The organism is Pseudomonas monsensis, from assembly GCF_014268495.2.
Taxonomy (GTDB): Bacteria; Pseudomonadota; Gammaproteobacteria; order Pseudomonadales; family Pseudomonadaceae; genus Aquipseudomonas; species Aquipseudomonas monsensis.
On sequence record NZ_CP077087.1, the window covers coordinates 1023055 to 1046009 of the forward strand.

Consider the following 22955-nt stretch of genomic DNA (forward strand, 5'->3'; position numbering starts at 1 on the left):
ACTCAAGGACTGAATGTGACCACCCCCCGCAACACCCATCTGATCATCGCCGCCCGGCTGATCTCCGACTTCGGCGCTTTCCTCAACATGGTTGCGCTGGCGACTTACGTCTACCTGCTGAGCAACAGCGCCATGAGCGTCGGGATCTTTCTCGCCAGCCGTGTAGGCGGGGGGATTTTTGCCAGTCTGATCGGTACTCGTTTCTACCGCCGCTGGAATGGTCGGGTGCCGCTGATTGCCTTCGATCTGCTACGCGCGGCGCTGCTTGGCCTGTTGTTGATCCTGCCGGTGAGCCAGCAGGCGTTGCTGTTGCCGGTGATCGCTTTTGGCCTGGGCTTTGGCAACTCGATGTTCGCCATCGGCCTCAACAGCCAGTTGCCGAGGCTGATCGAGCCGGCGCAGCTGCTGAAAACCAATGCCTGGATCACCTCGGCGTCATCCGCAGCGATGGTCGGCGGCAGTCTGGTCTCCGGTTTGCTGGTGGCAGCGTTCGGTTTTGAAACGGTATTCGCGCTCAACGCACTGACCTATGTGCTGGCGGCGCTGTTGATTGCGCCGTTGCGCTTCGCCGCTTCAGACGTCAGCGAACAATCAACCTGCGAACGCGGCGAATGGTCAGTCCTCAAGCAGGGCCTGCGCAGCGCGCCGGTGATTGCGGCGATGTTCGCCGTGACCATGGCCGACACCTTGGGCAGCGCCGCGCATAACGTTGGTTTTCCGATCATCTCCAAACTGCTCACGCCAGAGTCGGCGAGTACCACGCTGGGCCTGATGCTCGCGGTATGGGCCAGCGGCAAACTGCTGGGCGCGCGCATCGCCAGCCGCCTCAAGGGCTCGGACAACAGCCACCTCGAGCGCCGGTTTTTCTTCGGCGTGGCGCTGATGTCCTGCGGCTTCATCCTGATGTTCCAGCAGCACAGCCTTCTCGGTCTGTTGCTGTTTTCCCTGCCGGCAGGGTTGGGCGACGGTTTTTCCGAAGTGGGCCTGATGTCGCGCCTGCAACGCGAACCGGAGCGTTTGCGCCTGCCGATCTTCAGCTTCCTGACCTTGCTGCAAATGACCGGATTCGGCGTCGGCATGCTGATTGCCGCGCCGTTCTATGGCTGGTGGACGCCGGGTGCCGTGGTGCTGCTGTTCCACGGCATCCCGCTCGGTACGTTAGTGACGGTGAAAGTCCTCGCACTCAAGCGCGAGCGGGTTGCGCGCAGCAGCCCGACGCCAGTTCCTTGAGGATCGGGCAATCGGGACGATGGTCGCCATTACAGTGCTCGACCAGATCCTGCAGGGTGTCGCGCAATTCGCCGAGTTCGCGGATCTTCTGATTCAACTCGTCGATGTGCTGGCGCGCCAGAGCCTTCACGTCGGCACTGGCGCGCTGGCGATCCTGCCACAGGGTCAGCAGCTTGCCGACTTCCTCCAGGGAAAACCCCAGGTCGCGCGAACGCTTGATGAATGCCAGGGTGTGCAGGTCATCATCGCCGTAGACCCGATAACCGCTGTCGGTGCGATGAGCCGCCTTGAGCAGGCCGATCGACTCGTAATAGCGGATCATTTTTGCGCTCAGACCACTGTGCCGGGCCGCTTGGCCGATGTTCATCGGTGCTCCTCCAGATCCTTGGGTTTCCAGGTTTTCAACAGTAGCGCATTGCTCACTACGCTGACGCTCGACAGCGCCATCGCCGCGCCGGCCAGCACCGGGTTGAGGAAGCCGAACGCCGCCAGCGGAATGCCGATCAGGTTGTAGACGAAGGCCCAGAACAGGTTCTGGCGGATCTTCGCGTAGGTCTTGCGGCTGATCTCCAGCGCCGCCGGCACCAGTCGTGGATCACCGCGCATCAGGGTAATGCCGGCGGCGTGCATGGCCACGTCGGTTCCGCCGCCCATGGCGATGCCGATGTCGGCTGCGGCGAGTGCCGGCGCGTCGTTGATGCCATCGCCGACCATCGCCACCACGCCGGTTTTCTTCAGTTCGGCAACCGTGGCGGCTTTGTCGGCCGGGAGTACTTCGGCATGAACGTTGGCAATGCCCAACGCCTCGGCGACCACGCGAGCACTGCCGCGGTTGTCGCCGGTCAGCAAGTGGCTGTGGATACCGCGAGCGGCCAGTTGTTGCACCGCTTCCAGTGCGCCGGGCTTGAGCGTGTCACCGAAGGCGAACAAGCCAAGCACATGCGGCTCGGGGCTTTGTTCGATCAGCCACGACAAGGTCCTGCCTTCGCCTTCCCAGGCCGTGGCGGATTCGGCGAGGCTGCCGGCGCTCAACCCGCTTTCTTCCAGCAAGCGCCGGTTGCCCAGCTCCAGGCGCCGCCCGCCAAGGTTGCCGGCGATGCCACGCCCGGTCAGGGATTGGCTGTCGCTGACATCGGGCACGCTCAGATCACGCTCGGCAGCCGCGTCCAGCACGGCTTTGGCCAGTGGGTGTTCACTGCCGCGTTGCAGGGCGCCGGCCATTTGCAGCAGGGCGTCTTCGTCATCGTCGACGGCACTGAAATGGGCGATGCGTGGCGTGCCGGAAGTCAGGGTGCCGGTCTTGTCGAACACCACGCTGCTGACTTCATGGGCACGTTCCAGCGCTTCGGCGTCCTTGATCAGAATGCCGTGCCGCGCCGCTACACCGGTGCCGGCCATGATCGCTGTCGGGGTGGCGAGGCCGAGGGCACACGGACAGGCAATCACCAGCACGGCGACGGCGTTGATCAACGCGGTTTCCATGGGCGCGCCGTACAGCCACCAGCCGATCAACGTTGCCAGGGCCAGCACCAACACCGTCGGCACGAACACCTGGCTGACTTTATCCACCAGTTTCTGGATCGGCGCTTTGGCTGCCTGGGCGTCTTCGACCAGACGGATGATCCGCGCCAGCACGCTTTCCGCGCCGAGGGCGGTGGTGCGCACCAGCAGCCGGCCTTCACCGTTGATCGCGCCACCGGTGACCTTGTCCCCCGGTTGTTTCGGCACGGGCAGGCTTTCGCCGCTGATCAAGGCTTCGTCCGCGTGGCTTTGACCTTCCAGCACCTCGCCGTCCACCGGGAAGCGTTCGCCAGGTTTGACCAATACCTGATCGTTCAGGCGCAGTGCGCTGATGGCGACGTCTTGCTCGCGGCCGTCGATCACTTGCGTCGCCCGCTCCGGGCGCAAGGCTTCGAGGGCGCGGATGGCGCTGGCAGTCTGGCGCTTGGCGCGGCTTTCGAGGTATTTGCCGAGCAGCACCAGGGCGATCACCACCGCTGACGCTTCGAAATACAGGTGTGGCATGCGCCCGGCGGCGGTGGCCCACTCGTACAGGCTCAAGCCATAGCCGGCGCTGGTGCCAAGGGCGACCAGCAAGTCCATGTTGCCAGCGCCGGCGCGCACGGCTTTCCACGCGGCGACATAAAACCGTGCACCGAAAATGAATTGCACCGGGGTGGCGAGGGCGAATTGCGCCCAGGCCGGGAGCATCCAGTGAATGCCGAACGGTTGCAGCACCATCGGCAGCACCAGCGGCAAGGCGAGGGCGATTGCGCAGATCAGCGCCCAGCGCTCATGTTGCAGACGCCGCTGTTGGTCATCGGTTTGTGGGTGTTCGGCTTGCCAGACGCTCGCCGAATAACCGGCCTTGCTCACCGCGTCGAGCAGGGTTTGCGCGTCGACTTTGCCGAGCAGTTCGAGGTGGGCGCGTTCGTTGGCCAGATTGACGCTGACGATTTTCACCCCCGGGACCTTGTTCAGGGCACGCTCGACGCGACCGACGCAGGAAGCGCAGGTCATGCCGTCGATGCTCAATTCGAGGGTCTGTTGCGGCACGCTGTAACCGGCACGCGTCACCGCCTCCATCAGCGCCGGCAGACTGCCGCCGGGTGCCTGCACGCGGGCCTGTTCGGTGGCGAGGTTGACGCTGACCGCACTGGCGCCGCTGACGTTGCTCAACGCCCGCTCGACCCGTCCGGCGCAACTGGCGCAGGTCATGCCGGCAATCGGCAGGTCGAAAGTGATGGAATCGGACATCGGTCGTACCCCCTGTAGTAGATGCCTACAAGGATCAACCTTGCCATGCGGGCAAGGTCAAGCGCCAATCTCTGGCGCGTCACAAAACACCTGTGGGAGCGAGCCTGCTCCCACAGTCTGCCTTTGCTCAGTATTCGAGAGCGGCAGGTCGCAGGTACAAGCCTTTGGCGGATGCTGCAATCCGGTACTTGACCACGTCACCGGCCTTGAGCGAGATCTCCTGCGCCGGCGGTGCCAGCATGCCCGGCTTGCAGCCCGGGACCTGGCTCGGCTCCAGCTTCAGGCGGATGGAAAACGTGCCATGTTGCAGGTTGAACGAGGTGGACTGTTCCTGCAGCAAACGCCCGGCAAACTGATCCTGGATGTACACGCCAATCTCGCAGGAGGTCGGCACTTCCAGGCGCTCGCGAGAGATGATCAGAACGGCGTAGTCCTCGCCGGTCGCGTTGGCCTGGGGCAATGCGGCAAAAAGGCTGAGGAAGCCAAACAGGCTGTAAGCTGACCAGCGCATGGCTGAATCTCCTGAATAGAAGTCATTGATGTACGCAGCTTGGCCGAGCGCGGCGCCGATTGCCAGCCCGGCAGTTTCTTTCAGAACTTGACCTTGCCATCATGGCAAGCTCGAGACTGCCGGCAACCTCACTCAAAGGAGTCATCGCATGCAAGTGTTCAACGTTCAAGGCATGTCCTGCGGTCACTGTGTCAACGCCATCACCCGGGCGGTGCAGGCCAAGGATCCGGCGGCCAGCGTGCGGGTCGATCTGGCGGCGAAAGAGGTCGGCGTGGAAAGTTCGCTGAGTGCCGAACAGGTGATCGAGGTCATCAGCGAGGAAGGCTACGCCGTGAAACTGGCCTGATTGACCCCAGTGGCGAGGGAGCTTGCTCCCTCGCCACCGATTTGCGCCCGGCTTCCAGGTTATTTAATTGTTAGCGAGCTATCGGAATGTTCAAGGCGTCCACGCGCGGCTAGACTGTCGGGCTGCCGACTTGCCAACCTGGGTGCCTGATGAACTTCCGTACCATTCTGATTCTCGGAGCCTTGACCGCTTTCGGTCCTTTGGCCATCGACTTCTATTTGCCCGCCTTTCCCGCGATGGCGCTGGCCTTCGGCACCGACGAGAAACACGTGCAGATGACGCTGGCGGCGTATTTCGCCGGGTTGTCGATCGGTCAACTGGCGTACGGTCCGGTGGCGGATCGCTTCGGCCGACGGATTCCGTTGCTCGTGGGCCTGACGCTGTTCACCCTCGCCTCGCTGGCCTGCGCTTATGCACCGAATCTGGATTGGCTGATCGGTGCGCGTTTCGTGCAGGCGTTGGGCGGTTGCGCAGGCATGGTGATTGCCCGGGCGGTGGTCAGCGACAAATGCGACGCGGTCGGTTCGGCAAAAGTCTTCTCGCAGTTGATGCTGGTGATGGGCCTGGCGCCGATTCTGGCGCCGATGCTTGGCGGTCTGCTGGTCAACACCACGGGCTGGCAGTCGATCTTCCTGGCACTGACCGTGTTCAGTGCGCTGGCCGGACTGGCGGTCGCTCTGGGCCTGCCGGAAAGTATGCCGGCGCACATGCCGCGCCAACCGTTGTCCGGTGCCCTGCGCCAATACGGGCGCCTGCTGAAGGATCCGGTTTACCTCGGCCATGCGCTGACCGGCGGCATCGCCATTGCCGGGATGTTTGCCTATATCGCCGGTTCACCGTTCATCTTCATCAAGCTGTATGGCGTGCCGGCCGAGCATTTCGGCTGGCTGTTCGGTACCAACGCGGCGGGCTTCATTCTCGTCGCACAGGTCAATGCGCGATTATTGGCCAAGCGTGGCCCGGCGTTCCTGCTGGCGCGCGCGGTCTGGGTTTATCTGGCGGCCGGGCTGACGCTGCTGGCCGTCAGCACCTTGCATACCGCGGCCTTGTGGCCATTGCTGATTCCATTGTTCATCTGTGTATCCAGCCTGGGCTGCATCAGTCCCAACGCTGCCGCTTGCGCGATGAACGGGCAGGGCGGCCGCGCCGGCAGCGCGTCGGCGTTGCTCGGTTGCATGCAGTTCAGTGTCGCCGCCGGGGCATCGGCGCTGGTGGGCGTGCTGCACGACGGCACCGCCGTGCCGATGTCCATGGTCATCAGCCTGTGCGGTGTGCTGGTGGTGAGCGTCGCGATGCTCACCCGGCGTCTGCAGAATGCCCGAGCGTTGGCACAAGCCCAGGCGCAGGCCTGAACAGTCGTCAGCCAGCAGCGCGCTGTTGGCTGCGGTCGGGAATCTGATGGGGGGCGCAGAGTCGCGCTTCGAGGGTGCGGGTAAAGGCCAGTGCTTCGGCTTCACTGCGGAAAGTGACGGCGTGTTGGTCCAGACGAACCTGCCATTGAGACTTTGCCACTTCTTTTATCAGGATCTTCATTGCTGACCTCCCTTGCGTAAAAGATGTATCGCAGAGTTTTCGATTGTAGACCTGAATACGATCGCAATTGTGACAAGGGTCAACTGTCAGACTGACGGCAAAAAGCCCTCGAAGCCCGCAGGAGCTGCCGAGGGCTGCGATCCTTTGCCTTTAGAAACTTTCTAAAACAATTTTCCCCTTGGCCTTGCCACTTTCCAGCAACGCATGGGCCCGACGCAGGTTGGCCGCGTTGATCGTGCCGAAGTGCTCGCCCACGGTTGTCTTCAATGTCCCGGCGTCAATCAGTTCGGCCACACGATTGAGCAGGTTGTGCTGCTCGATCATGTCGGCGGTTTCGAACAGCGAACGGGTGTACATGAACTCCCAGTGCAGCGACAGGCTCTTGCGCTTGAGCTTGGTCACGTCCAGGGATTTCGGATCGTCGATCAGTGCCAGCTTGCCTTGCGGTGCCAGGGCTTCGACCAGTTGATCCAGGTGTTGATCGGTCTGGGTCAGGCTGGCGACGTGGGTCACGCTGTCAATGCCGGCGCGCTTCAGTTCTTCACTCAGCGGCTGACTGTGATCGATCACCAGATCGGCGCCCAACTGGCTGACCCAGTCGCGGGTCTGCGCACGGGAAGCGGTGCCGATCACGTTGAGCCCGGTCAGTTGACTGGCCAGTTGCGTCAGGATCGAGCCGACGCCACCGGCTGCTCCGACGATCAGCAGGCTCTGGCCTTCATCGGTGTTGCCTTCGCGAATCTGCAGGCGCTCGAACAGCAATTCCCACGCGGTAATCGCCGTCAGCGGCAGGGCTGCGGCTTCGGCAAAACCCAGCGACTTGGGCATATGGCCGACGATCCGCTCATCGACCACGTGCAGTTCACTGTTGCCGCCGGCGCGGGCGATGGAGCCGGCATAAAAGACCTTGTCGCCGGCCTTGAACAGCGTCACTTCGCTGCCGACGGCCTTGACCACACCGGCCACGTCCCAGCCGAGCACTTTTGCCGCGCCGTTTTCAGGGGCCACGTTCTGCCGCACTTTGGTATCGACCGGGTTGACCGAAATGGCTTTGACTTCCACCAGCACGTCGCGCGGGCCGGCGACCGGTTCTGGCAGTTCGATGTCTTGCAGGGCTTTTTCGTCGCTGATCGGCAGGGAGGCGTAGTAGGCAATGGCTTTCATGGGTGGACTCCAGAAGTGGGGACAACGATGGGACAGATGATTGGCTATTTCTCTGCAAGATAAAACCGGCTAAAACAGCAGTCTCTTTCAATATTTTTTTGATAATCGGGGCTGAGGATGCTGCGTTTCGATGACTTGCAGTTGTTTGTTCGCGCGGCGGATCTGGGCAGTCTGTCGGCGGCGGCGCGGGTGATGGACATGTCGGCGGCGGTCGCCAGTGCGGCGTTGAAGCGAATCGAACAGCAGCTGGGCGCACGCCTGCTGGCTCGTTCGACGCGCAGCCTGCGCCTGACGGCCGAGGGCGAGGGCTTTCTCGAATACGCCCGGGCGGCGCTGAGCAATCTCGACGAGGGCCGGCGTCTGCTGGCCAGCGGGCAGGATCAGGTCAGCGGGATTCTGCAGCTGTCGGCGCCGTCGGATTTCGGGCGCAATCTATTGCTGCCCTGGCTCGATGATTTCCAGCGCGCACATCCGAAACTGACGGTACGCCTGTTATTGGGGGACCGCATCGCCGACCTGTTCCGTCAGCCGGTGGACATCGCCTTGCGTTATGGCGAACCGGAAGACTCCAGCCTGATCGCCTTGCCCATCGCTGCGCATAACCGCCGCGTGCTCTGTGCCTCCCCGGCCTATCTGGCGCGGTATGGTGAACCGCGCCAGCTCGAACAACTGGCCCAGCACAATTGCCTGTTGTACATGCTTGGCAGCCGCGTCCACGACCATTGGAGTTTCCACGACGGCAAACGTGAAGTCGGCCTGACGGTCAGCGGCGACCGCTTCAGCGATGACGCGGACGTGGTGCGCTTATGGGCCGTGGCGGGGGCGGGCATTGCCTACAAATCCTGGCTGGACGTGGGCGCCGACGTGCTGGCGGGGCGCCTCAAAGTGCTGTTGCCGGAGTTGCTGTGCGAGCGCGCTCCGCTGAATTTGTTGTGCGCCCATCGCGCCCAATTGAGTAAGCCGGTGAACCTGCTGAGGGAAATGCTCGCCAGTCGATGCGCCGATTTGAGTAGTCAATTTCCCGCTTTCCCGAGAGTTGATCATTAGTCGCAGGTAAATAGAGAAATTTCTCTCAGGAACAATCACCACCCGTGCAGGCCCCGTTACAGGACGCGGCGCCCATCCCGCTTATACTAGCGTCCGCCTCAAGCCAGTACGCAAACCCCGGCCCGGACACCGTCCGGCCGACCGGGCGCTGTTTAATGTCTGCCAGCGCCACCGCGGCGAGATCAGTGCCGCAGGCTGCTGAGCCAATGGCCTGCCTTGCCCCGGTTCAGGGTGATGCGCGCGCCTTGGCCGATGCCCCATTACTGGTCAAGATGTCTCCGAGCAGTAGACGATACGATTCCACAGGGAGTGAATACATGGAACATGCACCTTGCATCAGCCAGATCGCCACGCTGCTGGCCGATCCCAAGCGCAGCGCGATGATGTGGGCGTTGATGGATGGCTCGGCCCGCCAATCCGAGGAGCTGGCGTTGCTGGCAGGGTTGTCACCATCCTCGGCGAGCGCGCATCTGGCGCGTCTGTCCACTGGCGGTCTGTTGAAGGTCGAAGTCCGTGGTCGCAAACGCTTTTTCCGTCTCTCGGCACCCGAGGTCGGCGCCGCCATCGAAGCGCTGGCCAGCGCCACCATCGCCAGCGCACCACGGGACATTCCCGAGATTTTCAAACGCACCACACCGATGGCCAAATCCCAGGCGGCACCTTCTTCGCTGTTGCGCGCACGCTTTTGCGATGACCACCTGGGCGGCACGCTGGCCGCTGACCTGTATCAGCGACTGCTCGACGTCGGCTGGATCGAACAGTTTGAGCAACGCGTAGTGGTCACCCACAAGGGCGCGAAACAGCTGGCCGGTCGCGGGGTTTTCATCCAGGCACTGGCACACCGCAATGTGCAGGTGGCCTGCGCCTGTCCGGACTGGAGCGAGCGACGCCCACACCTGGGCGGCTCTCTCGGCGCGGCGCTGCTGCAGTTGTTCATGCAGTCGGGATGGCTGACCTTGCCCAATGACTCCAGAGCCCTGCAATTGACGGCCACAGGCCAGCGTGAATTGCAGCGGTTTGCCCGGGAAACCGAGCTGGAAATGGCGTGATAGAGCATTCGTGATCGACGTCAGGCCGTCCCGGCGTCGCCTACGACTGCGAGCAGGTCGCATTCAGTACGACCTCTGAATCACCATCGCGCACACTCGATCCGGGGAATTTCCGGATGGGGGAGCACGATATGGACACTCAACGCTTTAGCGCGGCAGAACGCCTGGAACGTCTGCCACTGAGCGGGTATCACCGCATCATTTTCATCATTATTGCTTTGGCGTTCTTCTTCGACTCCATGGACCTGGCGATGATGACGTTCCTGCTCGGCTCGATCAAAAGCGAATTCGGCCTGAGCAGCGCGCAAGCCGGCCTGCTCGCCAGTTCGAGTTTTTTCGGCATGGTGCTGGGGGCGTCGCTGTCGGGCCTGCTCGCCGACCGTTTCGGCCGCAAGCCGGTGTTCCAGTGGAGCATCGTGTTGTGGGGCGTCGCCAGTTACCTGTGCTCGACGGCGCAAACCGTCGAGATGCTCACGCTGTTCCGCATCCTGTTGGGAATCGGCATGGGCATGGAGTTTCCCATCGCTCAGTCGATGTTGTCGGAGCTGATTCCGGCGCAACGACGCGGACGCTACATTGCCCTGATGGATGGTTTCTGGCCGTTGGGGTTTGTTGCGGCCGGGGTGCTGTCGTATTTCCTGCTGCCAGTTATTGGCTGGCGCGACATCTTTCTGGTGCTGGCGGTGCCGGCGGTGTTTGTCCTGGCGATCCGTTTCTTTATCCCCGAATCGCCGCGCTGGCTGGAACAGGCCGGGCGGCATGAGGCGGCAGACAAGGTCTTGGCCGCGATCGAACAGCGCGTGCGCGCATCGCTCGGTGTCACCACGTTGCCCGAGCCGGTGAGTTTGCCGCGGACGGTGACGCCACCGGGCAGCTTTTTCTCGGCCCTCAAGCAAATCTGGTCGGCGCAATACCGCCGCCGCACGACGATGATCTGGAGTTTGTGGTTTTTCGCGCTGTTGGGTTTTTACGGCCTGACGTCGTGGCTCAGTGCATTGCTGCAACAGTCGGGTTTCGCCGTGACCCAGTCGGTGTATTACACGGTGCTGATCTCGCTCGGCGGGATTCCCGGGTTTCTGATGGCGGCGTGGCTGGTCGAGCGCTGGGGGCGCAAACCGGTGTGCATCGTCACCTTGCTCGGCGGTGGGGTGATGGCGTTTTTCTATGGCCAGAGCGCGGTGTTCGGCGGCAACGTGGCACTGCTGATCAGTACGGGGCTGCTGATGCAGTTTTTCCTGTTCGGCATGTGGGCGGTGCTCTACACCTACACGCCCGAGTTGTATCCAACCTCGGCGCGGGCGACCGGTTCGGGGTTTGCCTCGGCGATTGGCCGGGTCGGCTCATTGCTCGGGCCGTTGGTGACCGGGCTGGTGTTTCCGATAACCGGGCAGGGCGGGGTGTTTGCGCTGGGGGCGTTGTGTTTTGCGATCGCGGCGGGGGTGGTGTGGCTGTTCGGGATGGAAACGCGGGGCAAGACGCTGGAGGAGCTGACTGAAACCCAAGTCGCAGGCTGAACACAAATCCAATTGTAGGAGTGAGCCTGCTCGCGATGGCGGTGTGTCAGATACAGATGTTTCGACTGACACGACGCAATCGCGAGCAGGCTCACTCCTGCAAAGGGTTATGCGCTGAGGTTTACGGTTTTACCAGACGCGCATCCAGGCTGTTTTGCGCCAGGCGCTTGGCCTGATCCTGGGTCATGCCCAGGTGTTCGTACAACGCATGGAAGTTCTCGGTGACATAACCGCCGAAGTACGCCGGGTCATCGGAGTTCACCGTGACCTTCACCCCACGCTCGAGCATGTCGAGGATGTTGTGCTGCGACATATGATCGAACACGCAGAGCTTGGTGTTCGACAGCGGGCACACGGTCAGCGGGATCTGCTCGTCGATGATCCGCTGCATCAGGCGCTCGTCCTCGATGGCGCGCACGCCATGGTCGATGCGCTGGATTTTCAGCAGGTCGATCGCTTCCCAGATGTACTCCGGCGGACCTTCTTCACCGGCGTGGGCGACGGTCAGGAAACCTTCGTGGCGAGCACGGTCGAACACCCGCTGGAATTTGCTTGGCGGGTGGCCCATCTCGGAACTGTCGAGGCCGACGGCAACGAAGGCGTCACGGAACGGCAGCGCCTGATCGAGGGTTTTCTGTGCTTCGTCTTCGCTCAGGTGGCGCAGGAAACTGAGGATCAAACCGCTGGTGATGCCCAGTTGCTGCTCGCCATCCTTCAGCGCCGCGGCGATACCGTTGAGCACCACTTCGAACGGGATGCCCCGGTCGGTGTGGGTCTGCGGGTCGAAGAACGGCTCGGTGTGAATCACGTTCTGCGCCTTGCAGCGCAACAGGTAGGCCCAAGTCAGGTCGTAGAAATCCTGGGAGGTGCGCAGCACGTCGGCGCCCTGGTAATACAGGTCGAGGAATTCCTGCAGGTTGTTGAAGGCGTAAGCCTTGCGCAGGGTTTCGACGTCGCTCCACGGCAGGGCGATCTTGTTGCGTTCGGCCAGGGCGAACAGCAGCTCGGGCTCCAGCGAGCCTTCCAGGTGCAGGTGCAGTTCAGCCTTGGGCAAGGCGTTGAGCCAGTCGTACATATGCTTTTCTCATCAGGTGCAATGACGGCATTCTACAGATGCTCGCCGAAACAATTGGCAAAACCTGACCAAGCGATCCATCAGACCGCTTCCTGCTCGCGACGATAGGCGTAGGTGTCGGCAAAGCGCGACAGCAGGAATTCGGCGCAGGTGGTGGTCGGATATTTCGCCGGGTGTTGTGAGTCCTGGCAACCGGGCAGGCATTCGATGCGCGTGTCCGGGTGCGGCTCGGCGAAGAACGGCATTGAGTAGCGATCCACCCCCAGCGGGCTGATCACCCGGTGCGGTGTCGAGCGATAACGGTCGTTGCTCCAGCGCGCCATCATGTCGCCGAGGTTGACCACGAAGGTGCCTTCGATGGGCGGCGCATCAATCCAGTCGCCATTGACGTTTTTCACCTGCAGGCCGCCGGCGCTGTCCTGATAGAGCAGGGTGATGCAGCCATAATCGGTGTGCGCCCCGGCGCCTTGCTGCTCGGCGCTGCTGGCGGTGTGGCGCGGCGGGTAGTGGATCATGCGCAGCACGCTGACCGGCTCATTGAAGCGCGAGTCGAAGAAATCACGCTCGATGCCCAGCGCAATGGTCATCGCCCGCAACAGGGTTTGCGCCAGCGCCTGCATGTCGAGGTAATGCTGCTCCATCAAGGCTTCCCAGCCTGCTTGCGCCGGATGGCGATTGGGCCCGCGCAGCGGTTTTTCCGCGAGCACGTCTGGATGATCGGCCGGCAGGTGCAAGCCCATGTCGAAGGTTTCTTTGAGGTCGCTGGGTTTGTCCGGGTCGAGCTGCTCGGTGGCGATAGCGCCGTAGCCGCGATGATGGCGGGTCTGGGTGATGTCGATCCTGAGTTTTTCTTCGGCCGGTTGTGCGAAAAAGCGCTGCGCGTGATCGAGCAGGGCGGCGATGCGTTGCGTGGAAATCGGATGGCCCTTGATGTAGAAGAAGCCCCATTCGCGGCAGGCCTGGTCGATGTGCCCGGCCACGGCGGGCCAGGCGTGTTCGTCGTTGGAGTAGAGCGGGCTGATGTCGATGATCGGAAGCTGATCCATACGCAATCCTTGAATACGCTGAAACTCAAATGTGGGAGCTGGCTTGCCAGCGATAGCGGTCTGACAGGCAACAATGATGTTGAATGTGATGGCCTCATCGCTGGCAAGCCAGCTCCCACAGGGTCCGTGTCGTTAGTAAAAGTTACTTCGGCATCTCGGCCTTCATCCCTTCAACGTAGTAGTTCATCGACGCCAGTTCGGCATTGGTCGCACTCACGCCCGCCGGGATTTTCTCCACGCCGGCCTGATCCTTGATCGGCCCGGTGAACGGCTGCAATGCACCGCTCTTGATGTCGGCGATGATCTGCTCGGCCTCGGCCTTCACCGGGGCCGGCACCAGATCGCTGATCGGCAGTTCAACCGTGCCTTCCTTCAGTCCACCCCAATAATCCTGCGACTTCCACGTGTGGTCGATCACGCTTTGCGTGGCCTGAATGTAGTGCGGCGCCCAGTCGTTGACAATCGAGGTCAGCACCGCTTTCGGACCGAAGTGCGCCATGTCCGAGGCGTAGCCCACGGCGTATACGCCGCGCCGTTCGGCGGCCTGGATCGGCGCCGGGCTGTCGGTGTGCTGAAACACCACGTCCACGCCCTGATCGATCAGTGCGTTGGCGGCGTCGGCTTCCTTGCCCGGATCGAACCACGAGTTGACCCACACCACTTTGATTTCGGTGCCGGGGTTGTACTTGTTCAGGGCCAACTGGATGGCGTTGATGTCGCGGATCACTTCGGGAATCGGGAAGGAGGCGACGTAGCCGATCTTCTTGGTCTTGGTCATCTTCGCGGCGAGGAAGCCACCGACATAACGGCCTTCATAAGTACGCGCGAGGTAGGTGCCGAGGTTCTTGTCCTGCTTGTAGCCGGTGGCGTGTTCGAAGGTCACCTTGGGAAACTGTTTGGCGACTTTCAGCGTCGGGTTCATGTAGCCGAACGAGGTGGTGAAGATCAGGTCGTAGTTATCCTTGGCCATGTTGCGGATCACCCGCTCGGCGTCGGCCCCCTCGGCGACGTTTTCCACGTAGTTGGTGGTGATTTGTCCGCCGAGTTTTTCGGCGAGGGCCTTGCGCCCCTGTTCATGCTGATACGTCCAGCCGTGGTCGCCGATCGGGCCGATGTAGACGAAACCGACCTTCAGCGGATCGGCAGCGCTGGCGCTCAGGCTGATCCCCAGCCCTATGGCGGCGCACAGCAGTTTGTGCAGCGGACGTATTTGCATGAATTGGAGCTCCTTTTGTTGTGTGTGGTCGAGGGCAATGCAAATTGCTGACCAACAGGACAACAAACGGCTCGAATCTGTATGAAGGCCATCGCGAGCAGGCTCACGCCTGCAGGGGACCGCATTCCTCTGTAGGCGTGAGCCTGCTCGCGACAGGGCCTGCAAGGCCAATAAAAGTGCACCTGCCAAAGTACCGCTATCAGTTGGTGCGCTAAGGTGTAACGAAACGTTAGCGCCGCGCCGCAGTCAGTAGCTCATTCGAACCTCTCGGCAAAAAGGCCCGCCATGCTCACGATTCTCAAGCAAGAAAGCTTTCTGCTGCTGGCGGTGATTGCCGCGTGCATCGCCTACCCGCTGGAACACTGGATGCTGCACAGCGGCCAGATCGTCGCGCTGATGTCTGGCCTGGTATTGATCGCCTTCATCGTCGCCGCCTCGATGCGCGTCGCCCATCACGCCGAACTGCTCGCGGAAAAAGTCGGCGACCCCTACGGCACGATGATCCTGACCCTCGCCGCGGTGCTGGTGGAAGTGGTGATTCTGGCGATCATGATGAGCAACGAGGCGTCGGCCACACTGGTGCGCGACACGATCTATTCGGCGGTGATGCTCGACATCAACGGCATCCTCGGCCTCGCCGCGTTGATGGGCGGACTCAAGCACGGCGAGCAGTCGTACAACGACGATTCGGCGCGCAGCTACAGCGTGATGATCCTCACCGCCATGGGCGTTTCGATGGTGGTGCCGGAGTTTATTCCGGCGGCCAACTGGAAGATTTATTCGGCGTTCACCATCGGCGCGATGGTGGTGCTTTACGCGTTGTTCCTGCGTATGCAGGTGGGCCCGCACAGTTACTTTTTCAGCTACAGCTACCCGGACAAGCGCCGCAAGAAAGAGCCGGTGGAGGAGGCGCAGAAACCGCTGAGCCTGGCGTGGTCGATCGGCATTCTGGTGTTCGGGGTGGTGGTGATCGGCGCGCTGGCCGAAGTGATGTCCAAGACCCTCGATCTGGGTCTGGAAGGCACAGGCGCACCGCCCGTGATCACGGCGATTCTGGTGGCGGCGATTTCGGCGGCGCCGGAGATTTTGACTGCGTTGCGTGCGGCGTTGGCCAACCGCATGCAATCGGTGGTGAACATTGCGATGGGGGCGTCACTGTCGACGGTGATCCTGACCGTGCCGGTGATGGAGGCGATGGCGCTGTACACCGGCCAGCCATTTCAAATGGCGATGACCCCGGTGCAGACGGTGATGATCTTCATCACGCTGATCGTCAGCGCGATCAACCTGAATGACGGCGAGACCAATGCCATCGAAGGCATGACGCACTTTGTGCTGTTTGCGACCTTCATCATGTTGTCGCTGCTGGGCCTTTAAGCCCACCACCCAACATTTGCAGGAGTGAGCCTGCTCGCGATAGCTGAGTGTCAGTCGAGATATTCATACCTCATACACCGCAAATGCGAGCAGGCTCACCCCTGCAGGGTTTAACCCGCTTGGGATCAGGTCCCGGCGATCAACTGCCGAGCCGCCTGGCTGTGATCAGCGATCAGGCCTTTGAGGTCCAGCCCTTCGACCTGACCATCCACCACGCGCCACTTGCCACCGATCATCACCCGATCCGCGCGATCCGCACCGCACAACAACAGTGCCGAAACCGGATCATGGCTGCCGGAGAAACGCAGCTCATCAAGCTTGAACAATGCCAGATCCGCTTGTTTGCCCACCGCCAGTTCACCAATGTCGGTACGCCCCAAGAGGCTTGCCGAGCCTTTGGTTGCCCAGCCCAGCACGCGTTCCGGGGTGATCTTTTCCGCGCCGTAGCGCAGACGCTGGATGTACAGCGCCTGCCGCGCTTCGAGGATCATGTTCGACGCATCGTTAGAGGCCGAGCCGTCCACGCCCAGACCAAACAGCGCACCGGCATCGGTCAAGTCGATACTCGGGCAGATGCCGGACGCCAGGCGCATGTTCGAGCTCGGGCAATGGCAGATACCGGTGCCGGCCTGGCCGAGGCGGGCGATTTCGTCCGGGTTGAAGTGGATGCCGTGGGCCAGCCAGGTACGCGGGCCGAGCCAGCCGACGCTGTCCAGATAATCCACGGTGCGCAGACCGAAGCGCTGCAGGCAGAAGTCTTCTTCGTCGAGGGTTTCCGCCAGGTGCGTGTGCAGGCGCACGTCGAGTTGGTTCGCCAGTTCGGCGCTGGCCGACATGATTTCCGGGGTTACCGAGAACGGCGAGCACGGCGCCAGAGCGATCTGGATTTGCGCACCGTCGCCACGCTCGTGGTACTCGTGAATCAGGCGCTGACTGTCGTCGAGAATCACCTGGCCTTCCTGCACGGTTTGCTGCGGTGGCAGGCCGCCGTCCTTCTCGCCGAGGCTCATCGAGCCACGGGTAAGCATGGCGCGCATGCCCAGTTCACGCACGGTTTCGACTTGCACGTCGATGGCGTTTTCCAGACCGTCCGGGAACAGGTAGTGGTGGTCGGCGGCGGTGGTGCAACCCGACAGCAACAGCTCGGCCAACGCCACTTTCGTCGCGAGGGCGAGTTTTTCCGGGGTCAGCCGCGCCCACACCGGGTACAGGGTTTTCAGCCACGGGAACAGCGGCTGATTGACCACCGGCGCCCAGGCGCGCGTCAGGGTTTGATAGAAATGATGGTGGGTGTTGATCAGGCCCGGCAGGATCACATGCTCGCGGGCATCGAACACTTCATTGCACGGGGCGGACGGTTGTTGACCGGCTGCCAGCACTTCGACGATCACGCCGTCTTGCAGCACCAGACCGCCACGGGCATCGAGCGCATTGGCCGTGAAAATGGCGAGGGGATTTTTTAACCAGGTACGGGTCGCGGGCATGTTGCCGGCTCCTCTGAAAGTGGGGTTCAGGGTTGCCAGCTCAGTGTTGCCCTGTCTGCTGATCCAGGGTCGCCGCGAAGGACGAGGCGCGCAGTTTCAAACAAATCGCGGCATCGGGCAAGCCCAACCCGACAGGACAACTCACATCCCTGTGGGAGCTGGCTTGCCCGCGATGGCGGCGGATCAGCCACCTCATGCGGAGACTGACACGCCGTCATCGCGGGCAAGCCCGGCTCCCACAGGATTTGCTTTGCTCACCAGGGAATGGTTTCACCCTTGTAGTTGATGAAGTGATGCCCACCCTTGCCGGTGTACGCATTCACCTGACCAATCAGCCCGCGAGTGCTGGTGTCCACGTCAAGGTCGGCACCTTCACCGCCCATGTCGGTCTTCACCCAGCCCGGGTGCAGCGACAGCACCGTGAGTTTCTGCTCGCCCAATTGCGTGACGAAACTGTTGGTCATCGAGTTCAGCGCGGCCTTGCTCGCTTTGTACAGCGCCAGTTCCGGCGCGTCGGGTACGGTGACGCTGCCCAGCCCGGAACTCATGAACGCCAGTACACCGCTGCCGTCGCGGATCTGCCCGACAAAGCGCTGCGCCAGATTGATCGGCGCCACCGCGTTGGTGAAGAACAACTGGCCGACTTCGGCCAGTGTCGCGCCACCCGGGGTCTGCACCTCCGGGCCTTTGACCCCGGCGTTGACGAACAGCAGGTCGAAGGTTTCGCCCTTGAGCTGTTGGCTCAGGGCGATCACGGCTTGCTGATCATCCATGTCGAGCTTTTCGATCTGCACGTTGCCCAGTGCTTTCAGCGCCTCGGCGTTCGCAGGATTGCGAACCGTGGCGGTGACTTGCCAACCGTCGGCCAGCAGGGTTTTCACCAGGCCCAGGCCGAGGCCGCGGGAGGCGCCGATGATCAGTGCGTGCTTGGCAGGATTAAGTGCGGACATGATGGGCGTTCCTTGAAAGTTGAAAGATCACGGGTTCAATGGACAGCGTTGACCGAGCCGATGCTGCAATTCGTGGCGCAGCTCGCCGAGCTCGGCCATGCGGGTTTCGACCAACTTGAGCTTGTCTTGCAGCAGTTGCGTGACAGTAGTATCGGGGTTCGGCGATTGCCACAACGCGCCAACGCTGCTGCCGATCTCGCCGAGGGTAAAGCCCAGGCGCTGCGCCGTTTTGATGTAGAGCACCAGTTGCACCATCTCCGGCGGATAGTCGCGATAACCGTTGGCGCTGCGTCGTGCCGCGATCAATCCGCGCTCTTCGTAAAAACGCAACGTGTCACGACTGACATCGCAGGCCTGGGCTAACTCACCGATGCGCATCTTGCAGATCTCGAAAGTGTTTGACCCTGGAGCATACTCCAGGCTTTAGCGTGGTTGCTCCCTGAATTTTCGGAGCAAGGATGATGTGGACTTCAACGCAGTATCGGCAGTTGGTGCGCGGCAGTGCCTGGTATGACTTGATCGTGACGGCGGCGTTTGTCACACCGTGGAGTTTTGCTGTGTTGCATGGGTTATTGACGGCGCTGAGTCAGGCGCTGGATCTGCCCGGCGAGCTGCCGCCGTTCGAACCTGTGCATCGGTTGATGGCTAATTTGTTCGGTTCGGTGGTGTGCATGTGGGCGGTGCTGCGGATTCGTGATCCACAGCAGATTTATGGGCGCTATGACGCGGTGACGCGATTTCTGTTCGCCGCGTGGCTGGCGTATGCCTTGGCCCACGGCGCCAGTTCGTTGGTGGTAGGTTTTCTGGTCCTTGAACTGGCGTGGGGTATTGCTCAGGTGTTGCCTGTGAGTAAGTCTTCGCGAGCAGGCTCGCTCCCACAGGAAATGGGTATCACCTCACATTCCTGAGTCGGGCGCGGAAAATGTGGGAGCGGGCCTGCTCGCGAAGAGGCCCGCTCACACACTAATCAATGGCCGGCCTGCCACGGCTGCCCCAACGACACCGGCGCATACAACCGAGTCCGCACCGCATCGCGCGACAACAGCACCAACACCACAATCGTCGCCACATACGGCAGCATCGCCAGCAGACTCGACGGAATCGCCAGCCCCAGCCCCTGCGCCACCAGGTGCAGGATGCTGGCGAGGCCGAACAGGTACGCTCCGAGCAACAGGCGCCACACCCGCCAACTGGCAAACACGACCAGTGCCAGGGCGATCCAGCCGCGCCCGGCGGTCATGTTCTCGGCCCACATCGGCGTGTATGCCAGCGACAGATACGCCCCGGCCAACCCGGCCATCGCCCCGCCGAACAGCACCGCCAGGGTGCGCACGGTCAGTACCGGCAACCCCATCGCACTGGCGGCATCCGGATTTTCGCCGACTGCCTGAATGATCAACCCGACACGACTCTTGATGAGCACCCAGGCCACCAGCGCAAACAGGGCGAACGACAGGTACACCAGCAGATCCTGGGCAAACAGCATCCGCCCGATCAGCGGAATTGCACTCAAGTACGGAATCGCCAACGGCTCGAAGCCGGCCAGTGGTTTACCGACCCAGGCCGCACCAACAAACGTCGACAGTCCCACACCAAAAATCGTCAGGGCCAGGCCGGTCGCTACCTGATTGGCGTTGAACACCAGCGCCACCAGGGCAAACAGCGACGACAACAGCATGCCGGCGAGCATCGCCAGCAACACACCCAGCCACAGGTTGCCGCTGTTCAGTGCCACGATAAAACCGATGACAGCGCCAAACAGCATCATCCCTTCCTGGCCGAGGTTGAGCACGCCGCTCTTCTCGCAGATCAGTTCACCCAGCGCCACCAACAACAGGGGGGTGCCGCAACGCACCATGGCGTAGAAAATATTGCTCAGCAGATCAATGTCCATCACAGCGCTCCGGCGGTTACGGCAGTGGTCGAGGTGCGCCGTGCCCAGCGCTGTTTCAGGCGTGGCCGATAGAGAATCAGCACGTCACAGGCGAGCAGGAAAAACAGCATCATGCCCTGGAACAACTGGGTGATCGCTTGCGGCAGGTTGAGGGTCATCTGCGCATTTTCGCCACCGATGTACAGCAGCGCCATCAGCAGGCTGGAGAACAGAATGCCGATTGGATTCAGGCGCCCGAGAAACGCCACGGTAATCGCCGCGTAGCCATACCCCGGCGACACCTGTGGCACCAGTTGACCGATCGGCCCGGTCACTTCGCAGACTCCGGCCAGCCCGGCCAAACCGCCGCTGATCAATAGCGCCAGCCAGATCAGCCGTTTCTCGCGAAAACCGACAAACCCCGCTGCACGCTTGTCCAGCCCAAGCACTTTGATCTGGAAGCCGACAAAGCTTTTCTTCAACAGCACCCACACCGCGACCAACGCGAGCAGGGCGAAATACACCCCGGCATGTACACGGCCATCCTCCATCAGCAACGGCAGACGACTGGCGTCACCGAACATCGCCGACTCGGGAAAGTTGAACCCGGCCGGGTCCTTCAGCGGCCCGTGCACACAGAACAGCAACAGGTTCAGCGCGATGTAATTGAGCATGATGCTGGTGAGGATTTCATTGGCGTTGAAGCGCGTGCGCAACCACGCCGTCAGCCCGGCCCACGCGGCACCGGCAAGGGTGCCGGTGAGCAGGATCAGCACCAGCGCCCAGCGGCTTTGCATGTCGATGATGTTCACCGCCAACGCACTGCCGGCGAGTGCGCCAAGCAACAGTTGACCTTCGGCACCGATGTTCCAGATGCGCGCCTGATAAGCCACGGCCAGCCCGAGTGCGCAGAGCAGAATCGGCAACGCCTTGACCAGCAATTCGGAGACGCCATACAGGTCGCTGACCGGTGCAATCAACAGGGTGTGCAAGGTGTGCAGCGGATCATGACCGAGGGCCATAAACAGCAGCGAACCGCAGCCCAGTGTCAGGAGCGCCGCCAACAGCGGCGAGCACCACAGCATCAGGCGCGATTGCTGGCCACGGGGTTCGAGGGAAAGCAGCATGTGAATAACTCCGTTAAGCCGTGGCGGATGAAGGGGGATTGTCGAACTGGCCGGCCATCCAGCCGCCGACATCGCTCAATAAAGTGTCCGCCGTGTTGTGCAGGGCTGACAGGCGTCCCCCGCACAATGCACCGAGGCGGTCGCTGATCTGGAACAGTTCGTCGAGGTCTTCGGAGATCACCAGAATCGCCGCACCGGCATCGCGCAACGCGATCAGCGCACGGTGGATCGTCGCGGCCGCGCCGACATCCACGCCCCAGGTCGGGTGCGCGGCAATCAGCAGCTTCGGTTGCTGGAGGATTTCCCGACCGATGATGAATTTCTGCAGATTGCCGCCGGACAGGCTGCGCGCAGCGGTTTGTGTATCCGGGGTTTTTACGCCGAAACGCTGAATGATCTGCTGAGCGAGGGCTTCGACTTTGCCGCGCGCGATCAAGCCGTTGCTGACCAGCCCTTGTTGAAACGCCGTCAGCAGGGCGTTGTCCGCCAGACTCAGTTCCGGCACCGCGCCATGCCCGAGACGGTCGGCGGGGACGAATGCCAGACCGAGTTTGCGTCGTGCATCCGGGCGTAAATCGGCGACCGCGTGTTCGCCAAACCGAATCGTCGCGGCCTCGGCGCGGGGCAGGGTGTGCTCACCGCTGAGCAGGGCCAGCAGTTCATCCTGCCCATTGCCCGCCACCCCGGCGATGCCGACAATTTCACCGCTGCGCACTTGCACGTCGATATCGCTGAGTGAGCAGCCGAACGGGTCCGGGTTGTGCCAGCTCAAGCCCGCCACCTGTAAAAACGCCGCGCCGCCACTGACTTTCGGGTAGTCGCCGATCAACGCCGCCGCCTCGCCCACCATCAGTTGCGCCAGCTGTTGATCCGAGCATTCGGCCGGTACGCAATGCCCGGCCACGCGGCCGCCGCGCAACACTGTGGCGCTGTGGCACAAGGCGCGCACTTCCGCGAGTTTGTGGCTGATAAACAGAATGCTGCAGCCCTCGGCCGCGAGGCGGCGCAGGGTGACAAACAGGTCGTCGGCTTCTTGCGGTGTCAGCACCGAGGTCGGTTCGTCGAGGATCAACAGGCGAATGTCTTGCATCAGGCAGCGCACAATCTCCACCCGTTGTCGCTCGCCGATCGACAGGCTGTGGACAAGTCGCTCCGGCTCCAGCGCCATGCCGTAGCGCCGTGAGACTTCACGGATCTTCGGCTCCAGCTGTTTCGGCGTGCCGGCCTTCGCGCCCATTGCCAGGGCAATGTTTTGCGCCACGCTGAGGGTTTCGAACAACGAGAAATGCTGGAACACCATGCCGATCCCCAGTTGCCGCGCTTGCGCCGGGTTGCGCACGGTCACGCGCTGACCGTGCCAGTGCATTTCGCCGGCGTCGGCCTGGGTGACGCCGTAAATGATCTTCATCAACGTGCTCTTACCGGCGCCGTTTTCACCGAGCAGCGCATGGATTTCCCCGGGTGCGATCGTGAGATCAAGGGCGTCGTTGGCCAGACAACCGGGGTAGCGTTTGCTGATATGGCGCAGTTGCAGGCGCGGGAGGGGAGGCGCGATAGGCATGACAGGCTCGACTGGCTTGGAGTTGTGCCTGTGGATAAAGCAATTTCCTGGCCATTGAGTCAGGAACCGCCGGTGCCGCTGCATCAAGGCACCTT

General features: G+C 62.1%; 22 protein-coding genes. 8 read left to right on the forward strand and 14 right to left on the reverse strand.

The window, feature by feature from the left end:
- The first annotated feature begins 15 nt into the window (after positions 1-15).
- Positions 16-1230: an MFS transporter gene (locus HV782_RS04295; RefSeq protein WP_186748587.1), complete on the forward strand. Its 1215-nt coding sequence runs from the start codon at positions 16-18 to the stop codon at positions 1228-1230.
- Here HV782_RS04295 and cueR read toward each other — a convergent pair.
- The 3 genes from cueR to HV782_RS04310 all read right to left on the reverse strand — a co-directional run bounded on the left by cueR (position 1184) and on the right by HV782_RS04310 (position 4498).
- Positions 1184-1597 carry a Cu(I)-responsive transcriptional regulator gene (cueR, locus tag HV782_RS04300; RefSeq protein WP_025111722.1) on the reverse strand — a complete coding sequence of 138 codons (414 nt, stop codon included), beginning with the start codon at positions 1595-1597 and terminating at the stop codon, positions 1184-1186. The two genes, HV782_RS04295 and cueR, sit on opposite strands and share 47 nt — an antisense overlap.
- On the reverse strand, positions 1594-3987 hold the full coding sequence (locus HV782_RS04305) for a heavy metal translocating P-type ATPase (RefSeq protein WP_186748586.1): 2394 nt from the start codon (positions 3985-3987) through the stop codon (positions 1594-1596). Before HV782_RS04305 ends, cueR begins: the two co-directional genes overlap by 4 nt.
- Before the next feature lie 127 nt (positions 3988-4114).
- A complete protein-coding gene (locus HV782_RS04310) occupies positions 4115-4498 on the reverse strand; it encodes a hypothetical protein (RefSeq protein ID WP_186748585.1) in 384 nt (127 codons plus the stop codon).
- A gap of 148 nt (positions 4499-4646) precedes the next feature.
- On the opposite strand from HV782_RS04310, the gene HV782_RS04315 reads away from it, so the two are divergent.
- Both HV782_RS04315 and HV782_RS04320 read left to right on the forward strand, forming a co-directional pair.
- Positions 4647-4844: a heavy-metal-associated domain-containing protein gene (locus HV782_RS04315; protein ID WP_123471110.1), complete on the forward strand. Its 198-nt coding sequence runs from the start codon at positions 4647-4649 to the stop codon at positions 4842-4844.
- A 149-nt stretch (positions 4845-4993) separates the two neighbouring features.
- Positions 4994-6196, forward strand: a complete 1203-nt coding sequence (locus HV782_RS04320) for a multidrug effflux MFS transporter (protein ID WP_123471112.1) — start codon at positions 4994-4996, stop codon at positions 6194-6196.
- A gap of 7 nt (positions 6197-6203) precedes the next feature.
- Here the strand turns inward: HV782_RS04320 and HV782_RS04325 are convergent, their stop codons facing one another.
- Both HV782_RS04325 and HV782_RS04330 read right to left on the reverse strand, forming a co-directional pair.
- A complete protein-coding gene (locus HV782_RS04325; protein WP_007914687.1) occupies positions 6204-6377 on the reverse strand; it encodes a hypothetical protein in 174 nt (57 codons plus the stop codon).
- Between the two features lie 150 nt (positions 6378-6527).
- The gene (locus HV782_RS04330; protein ID WP_123471114.1) at positions 6528-7541 is read right to left on the reverse strand and encodes a zinc-binding alcohol dehydrogenase family protein; all 1014 of its coding nucleotides are present in this window, start codon (positions 7539-7541) and stop codon (positions 6528-6530) included.
- 117 nt (positions 7542-7658) lie between these two features.
- On the opposite strand from HV782_RS04330, the gene vimR reads away from it, so the two are divergent.
- From vimR to HV782_RS04345, 3 genes are all read left to right on the forward strand, one after another.
- On the forward strand, positions 7659-8588 hold the full coding sequence (gene vimR / locus HV782_RS04335; RefSeq protein WP_123471116.1) for a transcription regulator VimR: 930 nt from the start codon (positions 7659-7661) through the stop codon (positions 8586-8588).
- A 317-nt stretch (positions 8589-8905) separates the two neighbouring features.
- Positions 8906-9637: an ArsR/SmtB family transcription factor gene (locus HV782_RS04340; protein WP_123471118.1), complete on the forward strand. Its 732-nt coding sequence runs from the start codon at positions 8906-8908 to the stop codon at positions 9635-9637.
- Between the two features lie 131 nt (positions 9638-9768).
- Positions 9769-11151: an MFS transporter gene (locus HV782_RS04345; protein WP_123471120.1), complete on the forward strand. Its 1383-nt coding sequence runs from the start codon at positions 9769-9771 to the stop codon at positions 11149-11151.
- Between the two features lie 121 nt (positions 11152-11272).
- Here the strand turns inward: HV782_RS04345 and HV782_RS04350 are convergent, their stop codons facing one another.
- The 3 genes from HV782_RS04350 to HV782_RS04360 form a co-directional block, all read right to left on the reverse strand.
- Positions 11273-12226: an adenosine deaminase gene (locus HV782_RS04350; RefSeq protein ID WP_123471122.1), complete on the reverse strand. Its 954-nt coding sequence runs from the start codon at positions 12224-12226 to the stop codon at positions 11273-11275.
- A gap of 80 nt (positions 12227-12306) precedes the next feature.
- Positions 12307-13272 (reverse strand): 2-oxoglutarate and iron-dependent oxygenase domain-containing protein, encoded by a 966-nt coding sequence (locus tag HV782_RS04355; RefSeq protein ID WP_186748584.1) that lies wholly within the window; start codon positions 13270-13272, stop codon positions 12307-12309.
- 142 nt (positions 13273-13414) lie between these two features.
- The gene (locus HV782_RS04360) at positions 13415-14488 is read right to left on the reverse strand and encodes a BMP family ABC transporter substrate-binding protein (protein ID WP_123471126.1); all 1074 of its coding nucleotides are present in this window, start codon (positions 14486-14488) and stop codon (positions 13415-13417) included.
- Positions 14489-14773: 285 nt separating this feature from the next.
- On the opposite strand from HV782_RS04360, the gene HV782_RS04365 reads away from it, so the two are divergent.
- Complete coding sequence (locus tag HV782_RS04365; protein WP_128614372.1) at positions 14774-15865, forward strand: calcium:cation antiporter; 1092 nt, start codon at positions 14774-14776, stop codon at positions 15863-15865.
- A gap of 125 nt (positions 15866-15990) precedes the next feature.
- Here HV782_RS04365 and HV782_RS04370 read toward each other — a convergent pair whose 3' ends face one another.
- The 3 genes from HV782_RS04370 to HV782_RS04380 all read right to left on the reverse strand — a co-directional run bounded on the left by HV782_RS04370 (position 15991) and on the right by HV782_RS04380 (position 18677).
- Positions 15991-17349 carry an 8-oxoguanine deaminase gene (locus tag HV782_RS04370; RefSeq protein ID WP_186748583.1) on the reverse strand — a complete coding sequence of 453 codons (1359 nt, stop codon included), beginning with the start codon at positions 17347-17349 and terminating at the stop codon, positions 15991-15993.
- A 254-nt stretch (positions 17350-17603) separates the two neighbouring features.
- Positions 17604-18299, reverse strand: a complete 696-nt coding sequence (locus HV782_RS04375; protein WP_186748582.1) for an SDR family oxidoreductase — start codon at positions 18297-18299, stop codon at positions 17604-17606.
- A 27-nt stretch (positions 18300-18326) separates the two neighbouring features.
- Positions 18327-18677, reverse strand: coding sequence for a MerR family transcriptional regulator (locus HV782_RS04380; RefSeq protein ID WP_186748581.1), 351 nt, complete (start codon positions 18675-18677; stop codon positions 18327-18329).
- 83 nt (positions 18678-18760) lie between these two features.
- On the opposite strand from HV782_RS04380, the gene HV782_RS04385 reads away from it, so the two are divergent.
- Positions 18761-19207: a hypothetical protein gene (locus HV782_RS04385; RefSeq protein WP_128614368.1), complete on the forward strand. Its 447-nt coding sequence runs from the start codon at positions 18761-18763 to the stop codon at positions 19205-19207.
- Between the two features lie 59 nt (positions 19208-19266).
- Here the strand turns inward: HV782_RS04385 and HV782_RS04390 are convergent, their stop codons facing one another.
- From HV782_RS04390 to HV782_RS04400, 3 genes are read right to left on the reverse strand one after another with little or no spacing between them, the layout of a single operon-like run.
- Positions 19267-20193, reverse strand: a complete 927-nt coding sequence (locus HV782_RS04390; protein ID WP_186748580.1) for an ABC transporter permease — start codon at positions 20191-20193, stop codon at positions 19267-19269.
- Positions 20193-21299 (reverse strand): ABC transporter permease, encoded by a 1107-nt coding sequence (locus tag HV782_RS04395; protein WP_123471138.1) that lies wholly within the window; start codon positions 21297-21299, stop codon positions 20193-20195. The genes HV782_RS04390 and HV782_RS04395 overlap by 1 nt, the downstream gene beginning before the upstream one ends.
- Before the next feature lie 13 nt (positions 21300-21312).
- Complete coding sequence (locus tag HV782_RS04400) at positions 21313-22860, reverse strand: ABC transporter ATP-binding protein (protein ID WP_186748579.1); 1548 nt, start codon at positions 22858-22860, stop codon at positions 21313-21315.
- Positions 22861-22955: the final 95 nt, after the last annotated feature.